The sequence below is a fragment of the Frigoribacterium sp. VKM Ac-1396 genome (genome assembly GCF_015350895.1).
Taxonomy (GTDB): Bacteria; Actinomycetota; Actinomycetes; order Actinomycetales; family Microbacteriaceae; genus Frigoribacterium.
Genome location: NZ_JADKSD010000002.1, coordinates 181,536 through 198,727, shown reverse-complemented (window position 1 = coordinate 198,727; position 17,192 = coordinate 181,536). Strand labels below are relative to the sequence as shown.

At 73.4% G+C, this 17,192-nt stretch carries 20 protein-coding genes; 8 read left to right on the top strand and 12 right to left on the bottom strand.

The genetic code is table 11. The features are described 5' to 3' along the window. The first annotated feature begins 98 nt into the window (after nucleotides 1–98). The 6 genes from ITJ55_RS08010 (at nucleotide 99) to ITJ55_RS07990 (ending at nucleotide 4,231) form a co-directional block, all read left to right on the top strand. Nucleotides 99–686: a hypothetical protein gene (locus ITJ55_RS08010; protein ID WP_194594948.1), complete on the top strand. Its 588-nt coding sequence runs from the start codon at nucleotides 99–101 to the stop codon at nucleotides 684–686. Between the two features lie 33 nt (nucleotides 687–719). After that, nucleotides 720–845 carry a hypothetical protein gene (locus ITJ55_RS16265; RefSeq protein WP_255521254.1) on the top strand — a complete coding sequence of 42 codons (126 nt, stop codon included), beginning with the start codon at nucleotides 720–722 and terminating at the stop codon, nucleotides 843–845. A gap of 1 nt (nucleotide 846) precedes the next feature. Continuing rightward, complete coding sequence (locus ITJ55_RS08005; protein WP_194594947.1) at nucleotides 847–1,026, top strand: hypothetical protein; 180 nt, start codon at nucleotides 847–849, stop codon at nucleotides 1,024–1,026. A 370-nt stretch (nucleotides 1,027–1,396) separates the two neighbouring features. Next, nucleotides 1,397–2,020 (top strand): YitT family protein, encoded by a 624-nt coding sequence (locus ITJ55_RS08000; protein ID WP_228498213.1) that lies wholly within the window; start codon nucleotides 1,397–1,399, stop codon nucleotides 2,018–2,020. A gap of 116 nt (nucleotides 2,021–2,136) precedes the next feature. Beyond that, the gene (locus tag ITJ55_RS07995; RefSeq protein WP_194594946.1) at nucleotides 2,137–2,406 is read left to right on the top strand and encodes a DUF4190 domain-containing protein; all 270 of its coding nucleotides are present in this window, start codon (nucleotides 2,137–2,139) and stop codon (nucleotides 2,404–2,406) included. A gap of 454 nt (nucleotides 2,407–2,860) precedes the next feature. Continuing rightward, nucleotides 2,861–4,231: a reverse transcriptase family protein gene (locus ITJ55_RS07990; RefSeq protein WP_370544077.1), complete on the top strand. Its 1,371-nt coding sequence runs from the start codon at nucleotides 2,861–2,863 to the stop codon at nucleotides 4,229–4,231. Between the two features lie 146 nt (nucleotides 4,232–4,377). On the opposite strand, the gene ITJ55_RS07985 is transcribed toward ITJ55_RS07990, so the two are convergent. From ITJ55_RS07985 to ITJ55_RS07930, 12 genes are all read right to left on the bottom strand, one after another. Further along, the gene (locus tag ITJ55_RS07985) at nucleotides 4,378–5,547 is read right to left on the bottom strand and encodes a flagellar hook protein FlgE (RefSeq protein ID WP_194594945.1); all 1,170 of its coding nucleotides are present in this window, start codon (nucleotides 5,545–5,547) and stop codon (nucleotides 4,378–4,380) included. Between the two features lie 164 nt (nucleotides 5,548–5,711). Next, nucleotides 5,712–6,158 (bottom strand): flagellar hook assembly protein FlgD, encoded by a 447-nt coding sequence (locus tag ITJ55_RS07980; protein WP_194594944.1) that lies wholly within the window; start codon nucleotides 6,156–6,158, stop codon nucleotides 5,712–5,714. A 12-nt stretch (nucleotides 6,159–6,170) separates the two neighbouring features. After that, nucleotides 6,171–8,201 carry a flagellar hook-length control protein FliK gene (locus tag ITJ55_RS16360; protein ID WP_194594943.1) on the bottom strand — a complete coding sequence of 677 codons (2,031 nt, stop codon included), beginning with the start codon at nucleotides 8,199–8,201 and terminating at the stop codon, nucleotides 6,171–6,173. After that, nucleotides 8,198–9,007, bottom strand: a complete 810-nt coding sequence (locus tag ITJ55_RS07970; RefSeq protein WP_370544076.1) for a C40 family peptidase — start codon at nucleotides 9,005–9,007, stop codon at nucleotides 8,198–8,200. Before ITJ55_RS07970 ends, ITJ55_RS16360 begins: the two co-directional genes overlap by 4 nt. After that, the gene (locus ITJ55_RS07965) at nucleotides 9,004–9,462 is read right to left on the bottom strand and encodes a flagellar FliJ family protein (protein WP_194594942.1); all 459 of its coding nucleotides are present in this window, start codon (nucleotides 9,460–9,462) and stop codon (nucleotides 9,004–9,006) included. Before ITJ55_RS07965 ends, ITJ55_RS07970 begins: the two co-directional genes overlap by 4 nt. Then, on the bottom strand, nucleotides 9,462–10,802 hold the full coding sequence (locus ITJ55_RS07960) for a FliI/YscN family ATPase (protein ID WP_194595570.1): 1,341 nt from the start codon (nucleotides 10,800–10,802) through the stop codon (nucleotides 9,462–9,464). Before ITJ55_RS07960 ends, ITJ55_RS07965 begins: the two co-directional genes overlap by 1 nt. 86 nt (nucleotides 10,803–10,888) lie before the next feature. Continuing rightward, nucleotides 10,889–11,659 (bottom strand): hypothetical protein, encoded by a 771-nt coding sequence (locus tag ITJ55_RS15985; protein ID WP_228498077.1) that lies wholly within the window; start codon nucleotides 11,657–11,659, stop codon nucleotides 10,889–10,891. 170 nt (nucleotides 11,660–11,829) lie between these two features. Continuing rightward, nucleotides 11,830–12,885: a flagellar motor switch protein FliG gene (gene fliG / locus ITJ55_RS07950; RefSeq protein WP_194594941.1), complete on the bottom strand. Its 1,056-nt coding sequence runs from the start codon at nucleotides 12,883–12,885 to the stop codon at nucleotides 11,830–11,832. Beyond that, nucleotides 12,882–14,567, bottom strand: a complete 1,686-nt coding sequence (fliF, locus tag ITJ55_RS07945) for a flagellar basal-body MS-ring/collar protein FliF (RefSeq protein ID WP_194594940.1) — start codon at nucleotides 14,565–14,567, stop codon at nucleotides 12,882–12,884. Before fliF ends, fliG begins: the two co-directional genes overlap by 4 nt. Next, nucleotides 14,567–14,923 (bottom strand): flagellar hook-basal body complex protein FliE, encoded by a 357-nt coding sequence (gene fliE, locus ITJ55_RS07940; RefSeq protein ID WP_056259807.1) that lies wholly within the window; start codon nucleotides 14,921–14,923, stop codon nucleotides 14,567–14,569. The genes fliF and fliE overlap by 1 nt, the downstream gene beginning before the upstream one ends. Beyond that, on the bottom strand, nucleotides 14,923–15,318 hold the full coding sequence (locus ITJ55_RS07935; protein ID WP_043596823.1) for a flagellar basal body rod protein FlgC: 396 nt from the start codon (nucleotides 15,316–15,318) through the stop codon (nucleotides 14,923–14,925). The genes fliE and ITJ55_RS07935 overlap by 1 nt, the downstream gene beginning before the upstream one ends. Beyond that, nucleotides 15,318–15,662: a flagellar basal body protein gene (locus ITJ55_RS07930; RefSeq protein WP_054145348.1), complete on the bottom strand. Its 345-nt coding sequence runs from the start codon at nucleotides 15,660–15,662 to the stop codon at nucleotides 15,318–15,320. The genes ITJ55_RS07935 and ITJ55_RS07930 overlap by 1 nt, the downstream gene beginning before the upstream one ends. Nucleotides 15,663–15,856: 194 nt before the next feature. On the opposite strand from ITJ55_RS07930, the gene ITJ55_RS07925 reads away from it, so the two are divergent. Beyond that, entirely contained in the window at nucleotides 15,857–16,141 is a 285-nt protein-coding gene (locus ITJ55_RS07925) for a hypothetical protein (RefSeq protein ID WP_194594939.1), read from the top strand. Beyond that, nucleotides 16,134–17,099: a hypothetical protein gene (locus ITJ55_RS07920; protein WP_194594938.1), complete on the top strand. Its 966-nt coding sequence runs from the start codon at nucleotides 16,134–16,136 to the stop codon at nucleotides 17,097–17,099. Before ITJ55_RS07925 ends, ITJ55_RS07920 begins: the two co-directional genes overlap by 8 nt. The last annotated feature ends 93 nt before the right edge of the window (nucleotides 17,100–17,192 follow it).

Genomic DNA, 17,192 nt, shown 5'->3' with positions numbered 1-17,192 from the left:
AGCGAGCCAGCCGCTTTCGTCAACCATCTCGCGAGAGGCCTGTCTTGGCGTCCTGAACCCCGATCCCCACACCGAACCTCCCCACAGAAAGAATGTGCATGAACGCCACGACCACCCCGCCCGTGACATACCGCCCCGACTGGTCGCACTTCTGGTCGAAGGCCAAAGCTCGCCTGATCTTCATTCCCGTGGCGTTCCTCCTCGGCGGTTACCGCCTGGGTGGTGCGTTCATCCCCGTCGTCATTGCGACGATCGCCATCGCAGGGATCGGACTGTGGCTGTATCTGCGAACGACGCGCCTCACGGTGTCCGACAGTGCCGTGAGCAGACGCAGATGGGGACGCACCACGACGGTCGAGCTCGACGGCTCACAGCGCGGCATCCTCTGCACGCTCAACCTGGGTGTCCAGAACCTCGCTTACCTCGCCGTTCGGGACGGCAGGGGCCGCCGCCTCGTCATGACCGAGGCCAACTGGCCCGGACAAGAGCTACTCGCGATCGCCCAGCACGCACGGCTCACGATCATGCCCGCCGATCAGGTCTTCTCGGGCAAGAAGGCCGCCCAGATCGTCCCGGGCGTCATCCCGATCACGACGCGACGTCCGGTGCTCTGCGCCCTCCTGGCAGTCGTCGCCTTGCTCGCTGTCATCGTGCCGTTCGCCATCGTGGTGGCCGGCGCGGCCTGATCACTCCGACAACTCAATCGAAAGGCGTCAGAGGTGAAGAAGCTCAGGACTGTCGGTGTCATCACCGGTCAGCGCCTGGCCGGCGAACCGGCCCGCGCCCTGATGTACCGCGTGGTCGTGGCGGACGTGCTGTCCTGCGTCGGCGGCCTCTTCGCCTGACATGCGCGCCGTCCCGAGCACCCTCGTCCTCATGGTCGTCGTCGGCCTGACCTTCGCCGTGGCCACGGCCCTGCCCGGCGGAGATGTGCCGAAGGGCATCGTCCTGTTCGTGGTGACCACGGCCGTGTCATGGCTCATCGCCACAGGGAAGCTCTTCGGAGCACACCGCGAGAGGGACTAGCCGCACCGTCGATGGGACGAGACGCCGTCGAGTGCGGCGGCGTCTCGTCCACTCGACCGGGCGGCAGGCCGCGCGGCAGGCGGGCGCGGCGCGTCACGTGCGCGAAACGAGGGGCTGGCAGGATGTGCCGGTGACCCACGAACCCCTCGACGAGTCGCGCCCCGGCACCACCCCCGCCGCCCGCGCCGACGACGTCACCACCGCCTCCTCCCCCGCCGCCCGCGGCTACGACGCTGTAGCGGCGAGCGCCGCCAGACCGGGCGCACCCGACGCTTCACCGGCCGCCCCCGAGTCGTCGCCCGCCGGGCTGCCGGACGCCGCGACACCCGACGCAGCCGCCCCCGCCCGCCACGGCATCGACGACCCGGCCCTGACCGGGTCGATCGAGACCGTCGACACCACGAAGCACACGCTCGGCGAGAACGTGATGGGCGTCGTGACCGGGGTGTTCCTCGCGTCGTTCGGGCTGTTCCTGCTGAAGGCCAGCGGGGCGGTCTCGGGCGGCACGGCAGGCCTCGCCCTGCTGACCAGCTACGCCACGGGCTGGACCTTCGGCGTCCTGTTCGTCCTGGTCAACGTGCCGTTCTTCGCACTCGCGGTGTGGAAGAAGGGCTGGCCGTTCACCCTGCGCACGGTGCTGACCGTGGTGATGCTGTCCGCGTTCTCGTACCTGCACCCCCTGATGTTCGACATCGACGGCATCAACCCGATCTACGGCACCCTCGCCGGCAACCTGCTCGTCGGCGTCGGCCTGCTGATCCTCTTCCGCCACGGAGCCAGCCTCGGCGGCATCAATATCCTCGCCCTGGTCCTGCAAGAGCGGGCCGGGCTGCGCGCCGGCTACGTGCAGATGGGCTTCGACGTGCTGATCGTCCTGAGCTCGCTGACCGTCGTCTCGCCCTGGATCGTTTTGCTCTCGGCCCTCGGCGCCGTCGTGCTCAACCTCGTGCTGGCGATGAACCACAAGGCCGGCCGGTATGTCGGCCACACGTGATCACAACTTTCTGTCAGACTTCCGTGCACGACCGGTCTGTTTGAGGCATTCTCGTCTCAAAGCGGTTCGTTCTGTCTTGCCCCACGTCACCCGACGTCACACCTCTAGGAGCCCTCATGTCCAACACCGCCATGCCCCAGTCCGCCGGCAGCGCCGCGCGCTACAACGTCCTCTCGATCGTCGGGTTCATCCTCGCGTTCGTCTTCAGCCTCGCGGGCCTCATCGTCAGCCTGATCGCCCTGTCGCAGATCAAGAAGACCGGTGAGCGCGGCCACGGCCTCGCCCTCGCCGGCGTCATCCTCAGCATCGTCTTCATCATCCTGAGCATCGTCTACGTCGTCGCGGTCGTCCCGGCCGTCATGTCGCAGCTCCCCGCCGGGTCCTGATCGACGGGCGACCCGTGAACGGGTCGCCACCCCGGCATCGCAGCCGGGCAGCCGAGGAGGCGCGGTGTCTGCAGGGCAGGCACCGCGCCTCCTTCGCGTCCCGGGCGGACACCCCGGCCGGCACCGGCTCCACCCCGCGAGGGATCGCGGGCGTCGGTGGCCTCCGTTAGCGTGACCGCATGCGACGGTGTCTCGGCGAGGTGGGCGGCACGCGCGTCGTGCCTTCCTCTCCGGGGCTACCCCGGGGCACGCAGATCGACCACGGCACCGCTCCGCAGGCCCGAGACCGCGCTCCGCGCGGCGAGGGGCCCGCACCGATGCACGAGTCGCCGAGGCACCGCCGCACCCACCCCGACGCCGCCGTTCCCGACGCCGCCGCCCGCGCCACCTGCCGGCGGACCTCCGACCGGCGAACGGAAGCCGAGCGTGTAGCCGTCGCACGGACGGCGACCGGGTGACCGGCCCCTCCCCCGCGTCGGCGGCCCTGGCCCGCGAGCCCGACCCGGGGCCCGACGCCGTGTCCGTCGCCCTCGCCGACGCCCTGCTCGCCGCCGAGTGGACGGTCCGAGGGCTCACGGCCGCGGCCGGCGAGGCGATCGACGGGCCGACCCGGTTCTGGCGCCCCCTGGCCCGCGGGCTCGTCCGCGCCCTGCCCCGCGCACCCCACGACGACCCGCGGACCCTCGTCGCCCTGATCGCACGCGACCCGTCCTTCGGCGACGCGGTGGCCGAGGCGAGGGTGCACGGCCGCCCGCTGCGCATCGTCCACCACGCGCCGGTGACGCAGGAGGCGCACTCGGCCGACCCGCGCCTCCTGCGCTTGGGCACCGTGGCCGACGTTGCCCGACTGCTGCACCTGACCGTGGGCGAGCTCGACTGGTTCGCCGACCCCGGTCGCTGGAACCGCCGCGTCGAGCGCGGACCCCTGCAGCACCACCGGTACGAGTGGCGGGCCCGACCCGGACGCACGCCACGGCTGCTCGAGGTGCCCGGCTTCCGGCTGCGCGACCTGCAGCGCATCGTGCTCGACGAGGTGCTCGCCGCGGTGCCGTTGCACGACGCGGCCCACGGATTCGTCCCGGGGCGAGGCGCGATCAGCGGTGCCCGCCGACACGTCGGCCGCGAGGTCGTCATAGCCCTCGACCTGACCTCGTTCTTCGCCAGGGTGACCGCCGGGCAGGTGTTCGGCGCACTGCGTCGCGAGGGGCTGACCGACGCCGTCGCCCACGTGCTCACCGGGCTGTGCACGAACTCGGTGCCGCCGGGCGTCCTGTCGGGCATGCCCGCCGGCGGCAGCCCCGAGCAGCGCTCGGCCCTGCGCCACGCGCTCGCGGTCACCCACCTCGCCCAGGGCGCACCGACCTCGCCGGCGCTCGCGAACGTCGCCCTGAGACGACTCGACTCGCGGCTGGACGGGTACGCCCGCGCGGCCGGGGCGACCTACACGCGCTACGCCGACGACCTCGCCTTCAGCGGCGACGCGGCGCTCGCCGGGCGAGCCGACGCCTTCGTGCGGGGCGTCGGACGCATCGTCGGCGCCGAGGGCCACGAGCTGAACCCGGCGAAGACCCGGGTGCGCGGGGCCGCCACGCGGCAGGTCGTCACCGGGATCGTCGTCAACCAGGGCACGAACACGGTGCGCTCCGAGTACGACCGATTGCGGGCCGTGCTGCACAACGCGGCCCGCACCGGCCTCGAGGCGCAGAACTGGGCCGGGCACCCCGACTTCGCGGCCCAGCTGTGGGGGCGCATCGGCTGGGTCGAACAGCTCAACCCCGAGCGTGGGGCCCGGCTGCGCGCCGCGTTCGCGCGCGTCCCCCGGTGACGCGCGCCGCGCCTCCTGACCGGCACCGCGCCTCCGCATGACGAACGCACCGCGTTTCGTGCAGCGCACCGCGACGAGATCGGGTGCGGTGCACGGAACGCGGTGCGAAGGGTGCGGTGGGCAGCCGCAGCGGCAGGCGGCTGCGACTAGCGCTTGAGGTTCGTCAGCTCTTGCAGCACCTCGTCCGAGGTCGTGATGATGCGGGCGTTGGCCTGGAAGCCGCGCTGGGCGACGATCAGGTTGGTGAACTCCTGCGAGAGGTCGACGTTCGACATCTCGAGCGAGCCGCTGGCCAGCGAGCCGATGCCGGGCGAGCCGGGGGCGCCGACCGTCGCGGCACCCGAGTTGGCGGTCGCCCGGTAGCCCGAGTTGCCCTCCTTCTCGAGGCCGCCGGGGTTGGCGAAGGTGGCGAGGGCGACGCGGCCGAGGGCGACGGTCGAGCCGTTGCTGAACTGGCCCATCAGGGTGCCGTCCTTCGAGAGCGAGAAGCCCTGCAGGGTGCCGGCCGCGCGACCGTTCTGGTCGGTGATCGACGTCGTGTTGAGCGCCGCGAAGCCGGTGACGCCCGACAGGTCGACGGTGACGCCGTTGAGGTTCAGTGCCGCCGCGCCGGTCTGCTTGCCGTCGGTGAAGGCCAGCGAGGTGGTGGCCCCGCCGTTGCCGTCGGTCGCGCTCGCGTCCCAGCCGCCGGTCGTGCGCGTGAAGGTCAGCGTCAGGGTGCGCTCGAGGCCGTTGGCGTCGAAGACCTTCGTGTCGCGGACGATCTTGTCGCCGACCGCGGACTCGCTCGGCAGGTTGCCGCCGACGGTCGCGCTCGAGGTCGCCGAGGCCGGGGCCGCCGCGTTCAGGGGCAGCGTGATGTCGCCGAGCGCGCCTCCGTCGTTGATGACGCCGTTGGTCGCCGAGTAGCCCTGCACGATCTTGCCGTCGCCCGAGACGAGGCGGCCGTCGGCGTCGAAGTCGAAGGCGCCGGCCCGCGTGTAGACGGTGTCGTTGCCGAGGCGCGTGACGAAGAAGCCGTCGCCCGAGATCATCAGGTCGGTCGCCTTGCCGGTGGCCTGCGCCGAGCCCTGCGAGAAGTTGGTCGAGATGCCGGCGACCTGCACGCCGAGGCCGATCTGGGCGGGGTTCGTGCCGCCGATGCCGGCCTGCGGGCCGCCCGCGCCCTGCGTGATCTGCGACAGCGTGTCCTGGAACTGGGTGGTCGACGACTTGAAGCCGGCGGTGTTGACGTTGGCGATGTTGTTGCCGGTGACGTCGAGCATCGTCTGGTGCGACCGGAGGCCCGAGATGCCGGAGTAGAGGGAGCGGAGCATGGGTGCTGCCTTTCAGCTGGGGAGAACTCTGGAGGCGCGTCCTGCGCGGGTGGGTCCGGTCGCGTCCTGCTCCCGGTGTGGTTCGAGGGGTGCTGCGGGTGGTGCGGGTGTCACGGGGTTTGGTGTCGCGGGTGGTGCTGGTGGTGCGGGTGGTGCGGGTCGAGTCACGCCTTCGTGGCGGCGATGCCCGAGACGAGATCCAACGCGACCTCCTTCCCGCCGACCGTGACCTTCGGGACGGCCTCGGCGAACGACACGCTCGTGGCGGTGCCCGTCACCTCGACGCCGTCGGCGCCCGTGTAGCTGACCTCGCGACCGACGAGGTTCGAGGCGGCGATGCGCATCTGCAGCGAGAAGTTCTCGTTGGCCGTCGTCGTCTGGGCCGTGACCTGCTCCATCATCGCCAGCTGGGTGGTCTGCGACATCATGGCGTTGGTGTCCATCGGGGTCGACGGGTCCTGGTTCTTCAGCTGCGTGACGAGCAGCTTCATGAACATCTCGCTGTCCATCGTGTTCGACGTCGAACGGCTCGAGCCGCCCTTGGCGGCGTTGGCGGCGGCGATCTGGGTCGCGACGTCGACGGTTCCCGATATCTGGTCGATCGAGGGCATGGGGTCTCCGGTTCAGGCCAGGACGTCGATCGACGTCGAGAGGGACGAGGAGGCGGGGGCACGGTCGACCGCACCCGTCGCGTCGAGGGGGTCGGTGGCGTCGCGCAGGGCGCGGGCGGAACGGGCGTCGGCGGTGCGCGCCTCGGCGGCGTCGCGCGCCTGACGGCCGGAGCCGCTGTCGGCACCGGCCTGGGCGCCGGCCGGTCCGGCCTGGCCCGAGCGGTCGCCCCGGGGGTCGGACGGCTGGTTCTGGGACGAGAGGTCGACGCTGGTCTGCTGACCCGCGCCTCCTTGGCCGGAGCCGGCCGCGTTCGCGGCCGTCGCGAGGTCGCGGCGCAGGTCGCCGAGGATCGCCCGGACGGCGTCGCGACCGGCGTCCGACGCCGCGAACATCTCGACGTGCAGGCCGTGCGCCGAGACGTGGGCGCGGACGGTGACCGGTCCGAGCGCCTCGGGGGCGACGTCGACCGTGACCACGTGCACGCCGGGGCCCGCGGCCGCCAGCGTGAACAGCGGGCGGGAGAGCTGCTGCGTGAGCGGTGCCGGCTGCGCGGCCGCCGGGGCCGGCGTCGCGGACGAGGAGGCGCTGGTCGCGGGGGCCGCGGACGTCGCGCCGACCCCGGGGACGGCGAGCACGATCGGGTCGACGGGTGCGGTCGCCGGGGTGGGCGCCGAGACGGTGGCGGCAGCGGGTGCCGTCGACGACGACGGACCGGATGCGCCGGTGGCGCCGGACGTGAGGGTGGCTGACGCCGGGAGGGAACGCGCGTCCGACGACGCGTCGGTCGAGGGGGCAGGGCTCGCGAGTGCTGATCCGGTACGGACCGGATCACCGGTGACCGAGAACGCGTCGGGGCGGACGGACGATCCGACACGGGCCGGATCGAGCGGGCTCGCCGGAGTCGACCCGACGGGCGTGCCGGCTGCGCCCGTGCTCGCTGCCCTCGTGCCGGCCGCCCCCGCGCTGGCTGCCCCCGTGCCGGCCGCCCCCGTGCCGGCGGTCGCGGACGACGCTGAGGCCCCGGCGGACGAGAAGGCGGTCGCCGGCGCGACGGTCGCGGACGCGGTGGTGGCGGACGCGGAGGAGGCTGGCGCGGCGGGCACGGAAGCACCGGTCGGGGAGGCAGCGATCAGGGACGCAACCGTCGGGGACGCGGCGGCAGCGGCTCCGGTGGAGGTGACGGCGAACGACGACGCGGGGCCCGAGCCAGCGACGGACGGGTCGAGCAGCGCTCCGGTCCCGGGCGCCTCGGAGGCGGAGGCGGGCTCGGTGGATGTCGGCGAGACGGCCGATCCGGTACGGACCGGATCGTGGGTCTCGAGCGAGGCGTCACCGGGGGTCGACGCTCCGGTGCGTACCGGATCGCCGAAGGCGGAGGGGTGGGACGAGAGCGCGGCCGAGGCCGTCGGGGCCGCGGCCGGGTCGGAGAAGGCAGCAGAGGAGAGGGCCGCAGTGGAGAGGGCCGCGGCGGCGAGGGCGGAAGCTCCGAGGCCCGTGCCAGCCAGACCGGCAGCAGTCGCGGGAACCGTCTCGCCGGCGGCGACCGTCGTCCCGGCGGACTCGTCGTCCGTCGTCGGGGTGGACTCGTCGGTTGCCGTCGCGGTTCCGGGCTCGCCCGTTGCGGACGTCGGTGCCGAGGCCGCACCGGCGAAAGACCGGCGCCACGGTGAGACGGACGCCCGGTCGAGCGACGACGACGACGGAGCGACGGCCTCGTCCGAGACGGGGGTCGAGGCCTCCCGGTCGACCGGGGCGTTCCGGTCGGCGAAGCGGGCGGCGTCTCGGGCGGGGTTCCGGTCGGCGTTCCGGTCGGCGTTCTTCTCGACCGTGCGGCCGTCACGCTCGGCGGCCCGGGCGTCACGACGGTCGGCGGCCCGGGTCGAGGCGTGCTCGTCGCGCATGGCCGCGCCGAAACCGGCCGCGGCCCGGTCGGCGTCGCGGGTGGCACCGGCGCCCGGCGCGCGCGACCCGGCGGGGGCGCGCAGCGACGACGCGTCGGACAGCGCGGGAGGCGCGAACGGCAGTGCACGGGACAGGCTCACGAGGCCACCCCCGCGCTCATCAGCTTCTGCAGGGCCGCGGTCGTCAGGTCGGTCCCCGACGACGCCGAACCCGACGCGCCGGACAGACCCGAGAGACCCCCGAGGCCCGACAGACCCGACGAGCCCGACAGACCCGAGAGACCGGACAGGCCCGACAGACCGGACAGGCCCGACAGCGCCGACGACGCGCTCGACGCCGACGCGGCGCCCGCCGTCCCCTCGGCCGGCACGATCCGCCTGATGGTGCTGAGGTCGGCGTCCTTGTACCAGTTGTCGACGATCTGCACGTCCTTGCCCGGGCGGGGTGCGTGCAGCACCTTGCCGTCGCCGAGGTAGATCACGATGTGCCCCTCGCCCTTGGGCACGAGCAGGTCGCCGGGCTTCGCCTCGGCGAGCGACGACACCTCGGCGCCCATCTTCGCCTGGTCGGGCACGACGCGCGGCATGCTGACGCCGAGGTCCTCGAACACGGTCTGCACGAGACCCGAGCAGTCCATGCCCGTGCGGTCCTCGCCGCCGAACACGTACGGCACGCCGAGGTACTTCTTCGCGGCCTCGACGACGTCCGAGCCGTCGGCACCGCTGCCGCCGGCGACCGATCCGGCCACGGCGTCCACGGAGGCGCTGGTCGTCGTCGCTCCCGTGCCGGAGGTCCCGGCGAGGGCGTCGGCGAACGCCGTGGCCGACGTCGTGGACGCGGCGGTGGCCGTCGCGGTCGTCGCCGCACCGGTCGCTCCCGCGCGCAGCTGGGCGATGGTCGACTGGATGTCCTGGATTCGTGACAGGACCTCGGTCACGGGGCTCACGCCGCGCCTCCTGGGTTCTCGGGGTCGGTGGGGGACGGCGGGCCGTCGGGCCGGGGGCGCGAGGCGATCTCGTCGAGCGCGATCTGCTCGTCGCGCAGGTCGGCGGCCGCCTCGGCCGCCACGTGCTCGGCCTCGAGCTTCTCGAGGCCGAGCGCGGCACGGCGGGCCTCGGTGAAGGCCGCCTGCGCGGCGTCCGCGTCGGCCTGACGCCGCTGCGTGACCGCGTCGAGCTCGGCGAGCATGCCGCGCGACGAGGCCCGCGACGCCGCCAGGGCGCTCAGCATGGCCGCGTCGGTGACCTCGGACGGCTCGTCGGCCAGGGTGCGCTTGGCGCGCATGCGCTCGTCGGCGGCCTCGCGGAGGCGCTCGTTGGCGTCGGCGAGGACGGCCCCGGCCTGGTCCTGCTGGGCGTGCCGCAGCCTCAGCAGGCCGAGCAGCGAGAACGGGCGTGCCATCAGATCACCCCGAAGCGCGAGGTGAGCGAGGCCAGGGCGTTCCACGAGTCGGCCGAGGCCGCGCGGTCGTCCATGCCCTGCTGCAGGAACGCGTCGATGGCGCCCTGGTGGTCGACGGCCGCGTCGACGAGCGGGTTCGTGCCCCGCTGGTAGGCACCGACGTCGAGCAGGTCCTGGGCGGCGCGACGCGCGGCCATGACCTTGCGCAGCGTGGTCGCCGCGGCGCGCTGGGGCGGGCTGGTCACCTTCGAGGCGACGCGCGACACCGAGCCGAGGGCGTCGACCGACGGGAAGTGCCCGGTGACGGCGAGCTTCCGGTCGAGCACGACGTGCCCGTCGAGGATGCTGCGGGCGGCGTCGGCGATCGGCTCGTTGTGGTCGTCGCCGTCGACCAGCACCGTGTAGAGGCCGGTCACCGAGCCGACGCGGTCCGTCCCGGCGCGCTCGAGCAGGCCGGCCAGCACCGAGAACGTCGACGGCGGGTAGCCCCGGGTCGCGGGCGGTTCGCCGACCGAGAGGCCGATCTCGCGCTGGGCCATCGCCACACGCGTGAGCGAGTCCATCATCAGCACGACGTCGGCGCCCTGGTCGCGGAACGACTCGGCGATGCGGGTCGCGACGAACGCGGCGCGCAGGCGCATCAGGGCGGGCTCGTCGCTCGTCGACACGACGACGATCGAGCGGGCGAGGCCCTCGGGCCCGAGGTCGTCCTCGAGAAACTCGCGCACCTCGCGGCCGCGCTCGCCGACGAGGGCGATCACGCTGACCTGGGCGTCCGAGCCGCGGGCGATCATCGACAGCAGCGACGACTTGCCGACGCCCGAGCCGGCGAACAGGCCGACGCGCTGGCCCTTGCCGACCGTGGTCAGGGTGTCGAGCACGCGCACGCCGAGCTGCAGGGGCGTGTCGATGCGGGCGCGGTGCATGGCCGACGGGGTCTCGTGGTCGAGCGGCACGAGGTCGACGCGGCCGCCGTCCGAGCCGACCAGCGGCCCCTTGCCGTCGATCGGTCGGCCGAGGCCGTCGAGCACGCGCCCGAACAGGCCGGTGCCGGTCGGGACGAGCAGGGGTCGCCCGGTCGACCGGACGGGCGTGCCCGTGGTGATGCCGGTCAGGCGGCCGAGCGGCATGCAGCGGACGCCGTCGGGCGTGGTCGCGACGACCTCGGCGAGGTTCGAGGCGTCGGAGCGTCCGTCGCCGACCGAGACGATCTCGCCGACGGCCGCGTCGAGGCCGCGCACCGTGAGGCCGAGGCCGACGGCCGAGCTGACCCGGCCGACGCGCTGCGGGCGGGCCGCGGCGCGGGCGGCGGCCAGGCGCGGGGCGACGACGGAGGGCACGCGGGGCCGACGCGCGTCCCCGGCGACCTCGGCGGTGGCGAGGTCGACGGGGCCCGTCGCGACGAGGGCAGGAGGCGCGGTGAGGGTCACGAGGCGCCCCCGTCCGCAGCCGGGTCGCCGAACAGCGCCGTCCGGGCCCGGTCCAGTGCCGTGCCGAGTCGGGCGTCGACCTGGCCGACGCGCAGCTCGGCCTCGGCGTCGCCGCGGGCGAGGGAGGCGTCCGCCACGAACGCCACGTCGGCGGCCACGGAGTCGAGCGTCGCGGCGTCGAGCCGGGCGAGGTCGGCGGGGTGCAGGCGGACGGTCACGACGTCGCCGGGGTCGGTCACGGCGAGCGCCCGGGCGACGGCCGCGCGGGCGGTGCGCCCGGTGCGCGGGTCGGCCGGGGCGGGGTCGATGGTGCGGGTCGACGCGTCGGTGGCACCCGCGCCCCGGGCGGTGGCGTCGGCCCCGGGCGACACGGCGTCGACGGGTTCGGAGGCGCGCAGCTCGTACCCGAGGACCGCCTCGGCGAGCTCGAAGGCGGTCGCGACCAGCGCCTCCTCGGCGTCGTCCAGCACCGGGGCGACGCGGGCGTCGAGGGCCCGGGCCGAGGCGGCCAGGGCGCCGACGGCCGACACGGTCGCGGCCTGCAGCCGGTGCAGCAGGTCGGAGTGCTCGGCCTCGAGCACGGCGCGGCGGGCGGCGAGCTCGAGTTCGGCGGCACGGAGGCCGGCGGCGTACCCGGCGGCGTGACCGCGGGCCTCGGCCCGGGCGTCGTGCGCCTGACGGGAGGTGGCGGCGTCGGACCCCGGCAGCGAGACGGACGGGTAGCTGACGCGCGCGAAGGCCGGGGCAGCGCCCTCGGGGGTCATCACGGAATCGAGCATCACGGGCCGTTCGGCGTTCGGGGGTGACGGCCGATCCGTGGCCTGGGGTGGGGTGAGCGATCCGTGCTCAGAGGCGACTCTCGGCCTGTGGCCGGTGGGCGTTAGCCCTTGCCCCGAAGGGGGGCCGCCGTCCCGCGCGGTGCGGGACGGCGGGCGGGCTACTCGACGAGGGCGTCGTCGTCGGAGCGGTGCATGGTGATGGAGCCCATCGCCTCGAGTTCGCGGATGGCGCGCACGACCGACGCCCGCGCCTCCTCGATCTGCGACTTGCGGACCGGGCCCATCGACTGCAGCTCGTCGTCCAGCAGTTCGCGGTTGCGTTCGGAGACGTTGCCGCGGATGACCTCGGTCACCGCGGTCGGCGCGCCCTTCATCGCCGTGGCGAGGATCGCCGCGTCGATGCCGCGCAGCACCTGCTGGATGTCGCGCGACTCCAGCTTGACGACGTCCTCGAAGGTCAGCATGCGCGAGCGGACCTCCTCGGCCAGCTCGGGGTCGCGTTCGTCGAGGCCCTCGAGCAACGCCTTCTCGGTCGCCACGTCGCTGCGGTTGAGGATCTCGATCAGCGGCTGGATGCCCCCGACCACCTCGACCTGTTCGCGGGGCGCGACGACGGCACCCGCCCGCACCTTGAGCGTGGCCGCGACGATGCCGACCGACTCGGGGGTGGCCGTGCCCATCGTCGCGATGGCCTGGGCGACGTCGGCCCGCAGCTCGACGTCGAGGCCCGACATCACGGCGGACGCCTGCTGGGGGCGCAGGTGCGCGAGCACCAGGGCGATGGTCTGCGGCAGTTCGCCGTCGAGCAGCGTCACCACCTGACCGGCCTCGGCCTCGTCGAGGAACTCGAACGACTTGCCGGCCATGTTCGATGCCATGCGCTCCATGACGCCGGCGGCGCGCTCCGAGCCGAACGACGCCTCGAGCAGCCCGACGGCGACGTCGTGGCCGCCGCGGCGCTGGTAGCGGCCGCTGACGCTGAGGTCGTGGAACTCGGCCACGGTCGCGTCGGCGAGCGACGGGTCGACGCGTCGCAGGCGCACGATCTCGGCGGCGATCTCTTCGGCCTCGACCTCGCTGAACTCCTTCATGACGGCGGCCGCGCGGGCCTGGTCCATCTGCATCAGGATGACGGCGACCTTCTGCGACCCGGTCAACGGCTTGCCGACGCCGGGCGCCGCAGGGGCACCGAACGCGGTGGGGACGAGGCTCATGCGGGCTGCCGGTCGTCCATCAGGCCGCGCAGCAGCTCGGCCGTCTTGCCGGGGTCACGCTCGGCCATCGCGTCGATCTCGGCCCGGCGGCGCTCGGCCGAGACGAACTCGGGCGAGGGCGTCGGGGCGTCGACCTCGAGCAGCTCGGTCCTCGCCTCGCCCATGCCGGGCAGGGTCAGGCGCGAGGTGGCGACGGCGTCGTCGAGCGACAGCGGCATCGTGGCGTCCCAGGTCTGGGCGCCGTTCTGCGGGGCGAGCTCGCCGAGGTCGACGTCCTCGCGGTCCTGGCGACGGCTGCGGCGGGCGAAGACGATCAGGCCCACGATGGCGGCGATCGCGATGGCCGCGACGATGCCCACGGTGCGGATCGTGCCCCACATGGCCTCGCTCGCGCTCGCCGCGTCGGCGGCCTTGAGCGCCTCGGCGGCGGCGTCCGCGGCCGTCGTGTCGAAGTCGACCTGGGCGACCTGCACGGTGTCGCCGCGGGCCGCGTCGATGCCGGCGGCGGCGCTGACGAGGTCGCGCACGCTCTGCATGTTGACGCCGTTGGCCGCGGCCGAGTTCAGCGCGACCGACACGGTCTGCCGGCTGACCTCGCCGGCCGGAACGTTGAGGCTCTCGGTGACCTTGTCGACGGCGTTGTTCTTGGTGGTCGACTCGTTGGTGTAGCCACCGTCGGCGCCGGTGCCCGCCGTGGTCGTGCCGTCGGTGCCGGTCGGCACGGCGATGTTGTCGGGGCCGAGCACGCCGGTCGCGCCGGTGCCGCCGGCACCGTTCGCACCCGAGCCGTACTCTTCGGTCGAGCCCGACTCGTTGAGAGCGATCGGGCCGCTCTCGGGCTGCGAGAACGACTCGGTGACCTTGGTGCCCGAGCTCTGGTCGAGGTCGGCGGCGACCACGACCGACGAGTTGCCCGGGCCGACCATCTTGTCGAGCATCGCCTGCACCGAGGCCTGGACCTTCGACTCGTAGTCGCTCGCGTCGCCGCCCGCGCCTCCCACGGCTCCGCTGCCGACGGCCGACAGCACCGTGCCCGAGGCGTCGGTGACGGCCACGTCGGTGGCCTTCATGCCCTCGACGGAGGCGCTGGTCAGGTTGACGATGGCCTGCACCTGCTTGGAGTCCAGCGTCGCGCCGGCCCGCGTCTCGACGAAGACCGAGGCGGTGGGGTCGCGCTGCTCCGAGACGAAGACCGAGTCCTCGGGGATCGCGAGCTGGACGCTGGCGTTCTGCACGCCGTCCATCGCCTTGATCGTGTTGGCGAGCTCGCCCTCGATGGCGCGCTTGTAGGTGACGTCCTGCTGGAACTCCGACGAGGTGACGCCCATCGTGTCGAGCAGCGAGTAGCCGCCGTCCGCGCTCGCGGCGGGCAGCCCGGCCGCGGCGGCCTTGAGACGCTCGTCGTAGACGACGCCCTCGGGCACGAGGATCGTGCCGCCACCCGCGGTCAGCTGGTACGGCACGCCGTCGGCCTGCAGCAGTTCGACGATGGCGCTCGCGTCGGTGGGGTCGATGCCGCTGAACAGCGGCGTGTAGGTCGGCTTGCCCAGCCAGCTGACGAGCGCGACGACGCCCAGCACGAGGGCGGCGAGCAGGATGACGGCGATCGTGCGCTGCGCGACCGTGAAGCTCTTCAGGGCGGCACCCAGCTTGGCGAGCTGGCCCTTGACGGCGGTGGGCATCAGGCCTGCATCCTCATGATCTCGTTGAAGGCGTCGACGCCCTTGTTGCGGACGGCGCTGACCAGCTCGAGCGTCACCTGGGCGCGCGTCGCGGCGATGGTCGCGTCGTGGATGTCGGTCAGGTCACCCGTGACCGCCTTGACGGCGAGGGTCTTCGCCTCGGACTGCAGCTGCTGCAGCCCCTCGACGGCACCGGTCATGGTCGCGCCGAAGGTCGCGCCCGAGGCCGAGGAGGCGCCGGTCGTGCCGGTCGCGCCCGTCACGTCGGACGCCCCGCCGGCCCGCATCAGCGAGCCCACGTCGGCGTAGCCCGACTGCTGCACCGCCCCGAGGGCCTGGATTCCTGCGATGGGCATCAGCCACGTCCGATCTGGAGTGCGGCCTCGTAGGCCGTCTTGGCACGGTCGACCACGGCGGCGTTGGCCTGGTAGCCACGCTGCGCCATGATCAGGTCGCCCATCTGGGCGCCGAGGTCGATGTCGGGCATGCGCACGTACCCCTCGGCGTCGGCCAGCGGGTGGTCGGGGAGGTACGTGACGCGGCCGGCCTCGCTGCCGTAGCGGTCGGCCTTGACGAAGACGCCCGAGGTGCCGGCGCCCTCCTGCACCTCGACGTAGCGGGCCTGGAACGCGGTGTCGTCCATCGACTTGACGGTGTTGACGTTGGCGATGTTGTCCGAGACGGCGTCGAGCCACTTGCGGTGCACGGTGAGGCCGGTGCTCGCGATGCCGATCGCGTCGAAGGCGGTCATCAGTTCGTCCTGAACGCGGCACGGACGGCCGTCAGCTCGGAGTTCATGGCCTGCGTGGCGAACTGGTACCGCAGCACGGTGTCGACGTTCGACAGGGTCTCGGTGTCGAGGTTCACGTTGTTGCCGTCGAGGCGCGTGGGCTCGAGGCTGCGCGACGTGGACGCCTGGACCGCCCCGCTGCCGGCCGCGACCGACCGGCCCAGCGCCTCCTCGAACTGCACCCGCTTGGCGGTGTAGTTCGGCGTGTTGACGTTGGCGATGTTCGCGGCGATCGTCTTCTGGCGCAGCGAGAGACCGTCGAGGGCGCTCTGCAGCGCCGCTTGCGTCACGGATTCGAGTGGCATGCCTGTCCCGGTGGGGTCGGTGGAGTGCGGGGGGCCGATCCGTGGCCGGGGTGTGCGAGCGATCCGTGCTCACGGCGCTCTATCGGCGGGGCGTGGGGCGACGTAAGCGGCGGGCGGGCAGCTGCCCCGTACTGGGGGCGGGCGCCCCCTGCTGCTAGCGTCGCGCCCAGGACCCGGGGGACGGAGGCGCGCGCATGGACGAGGACGGCCTACGGCTGTTGGGCCTCGGGGACGAGCACGCCCCCGACCCGGACGAGAAGATCGTCGTGGACGACGACGACGCGGCCGCGGAGGCTGCCCTGGGCCGCCGGTCGGTCGGTGCCGCGGTCGGACTCGTGTTCCTCGCCCTCGTGGTCGCGGCGATCGCGGTCGGGGTCGTGCTGCCCCTGCTCCTGTGGCCGGTCGGCTTGTGGATCGGCCTCCAGCGGCAGCCCGTCGAGATCGCGTCGCTCTGGTGGTTCGTGGGACTCCGTGGGTGATCGCCGAGTGCTCTGCCTCGTGGTGCTGGGCCTCGCCCTCCTCACGGCGTGCAGCACGGGAACGACGGGCCCTCACGATGCGGACGACGGATTGTCCCTCGAAGAGACCGGCACGGTCGCCACGGAACTGATCGACGGCCTCCAGGCCCAGGTCGACCCGACGCTCGTGGCGAGCGTCGAGACCCAGGAGGACGGCGCGGCGGCGATCGGCGGCTCGGCGGACGACGCCGACGGCAGCATCCAGGAGTGGCAGGTGCTTCGGTACGTGAACCTCGTGCCGGACGCACCCCAGCTCGAGATCGCCGAGTCGGTGATCGACGCCCGCGTCGCGGACGGCTGGACGGTGGGTCTCGACCGTGAGACGTCGAACGCGGGAGGCCGCTGGGTCACCTTGACCTCGGACGAGGACCGCTACGACGGCTTCGAGCTGACCGTGCAGGCCGGCGACGACGGTGCGTCACCCGGCCAGAACTACGTCCTCCTCGGCGTCGTCGGACCGACGGTCGACGAGACGCCTACGGTGAGGTCGACCACCTCCATCGAAGAAACCGGCCGACGTGCCGACGACCTCGTCGACCGGGTGGTCGCGCTCCTCGACCCCGCGGTCGTCGAGAGCGTCGAGGTGTTCGAGGACGGGGACGCCGGCGTCGCCGGCACACCGAACGACCCGGACAGCAGCATCCGACAGTGGACCGTCGCGCAGTCCGTCGTGCTCGTTCCGGGTGCCTCACGGGACGCGACGACGGCAGCGCTGGTCGACGCCCTCATCGCCGACGGCTTCACCGTCTTCGAGGACGACACCACCCCGAGCGGCTCACGGCGGATCGTGACCGGACCCGGTGAGGGTGCGGACGAGCCCTACACCGTGACCCTCCGGGGAGGACCCGACAGCTCCGTCAACCGCCTCATCGACGTGCAGGTGAACGGCCCGGTCGTCGAGACCGCATCGGTGGACTGAGCCGGCCCGCGCCTCCTCGGCGGCTCGCCCCGACGAGCGGGGGCATCGCACCGTCGACTGGACGTCGCACCGCCGATGTGGGCGGTGCGACGT

Excerpts from the sequence above, each read along its gene's own strand:
- fliE (WP_056259807.1), bottom strand. The coding sequence starts at position 14,923 with ATGCCCATCGCAGGAATCCAGGCCCTCGGGGCGGTGCAGCAGTCGGGC.
- ITJ55_RS08010 (WP_194594948.1), top strand. The coding sequence starts at position 99 with ATGAACGCCACGACCACCCCGCCCGTGACATACCGCCCCGACTGGTCG.
- fliG (WP_194594941.1), bottom strand. The coding sequence starts at position 12,885 with ATGAGCCTCGTCCCCACCGCGTTCGGTGCCCCTGCGGCGCCCGGCGTC.
- ITJ55_RS07930 (WP_054145348.1), bottom strand. The coding sequence starts at position 15,662 with ATGCCACTCGAATCCGTGACGCAAGCGGCGCTGCAGAGCGCCCTCGAC.
- ITJ55_RS07995 (WP_194594946.1), top strand. The coding sequence starts at position 2,137 with ATGTCCAACACCGCCATGCCCCAGTCCGCCGGCAGCGCCGCGCGCTAC.
- fliF (WP_194594940.1), bottom strand. The coding sequence starts at position 14,567 with ATGCCCACCGCCGTCAAGGGCCAGCTCGCCAAGCTGGGTGCCGCCCTG.
- ITJ55_RS08005 (WP_194594947.1), top strand. The coding sequence starts at position 847 with ATGCGCGCCGTCCCGAGCACCCTCGTCCTCATGGTCGTCGTCGGCCTG.
- ITJ55_RS07925 (WP_194594939.1), top strand. The coding sequence starts at position 15,857 with ATGGACGAGGACGGCCTACGGCTGTTGGGCCTCGGGGACGAGCACGCC.
- ITJ55_RS07980 (WP_194594944.1), bottom strand. The coding sequence starts at position 6,158 with ATGCCCTCGATCGACCAGATATCGGGAACCGTCGACGTCGCGACCCAG.
- ITJ55_RS07935 (WP_043596823.1), bottom strand. The coding sequence starts at position 15,318 with ATGACCGCCTTCGACGCGATCGGCATCGCGAGCACCGGCCTCACCGTG.
- ITJ55_RS07965 (WP_194594942.1), bottom strand. The coding sequence starts at position 9,462 with ATGGCACGCCCGTTCTCGCTGCTCGGCCTGCTGAGGCTGCGGCACGCC.
- ITJ55_RS07985 (WP_194594945.1), bottom strand. The coding sequence starts at position 5,547 with ATGCTCCGCTCCCTCTACTCCGGCATCTCGGGCCTCCGGTCGCACCAG.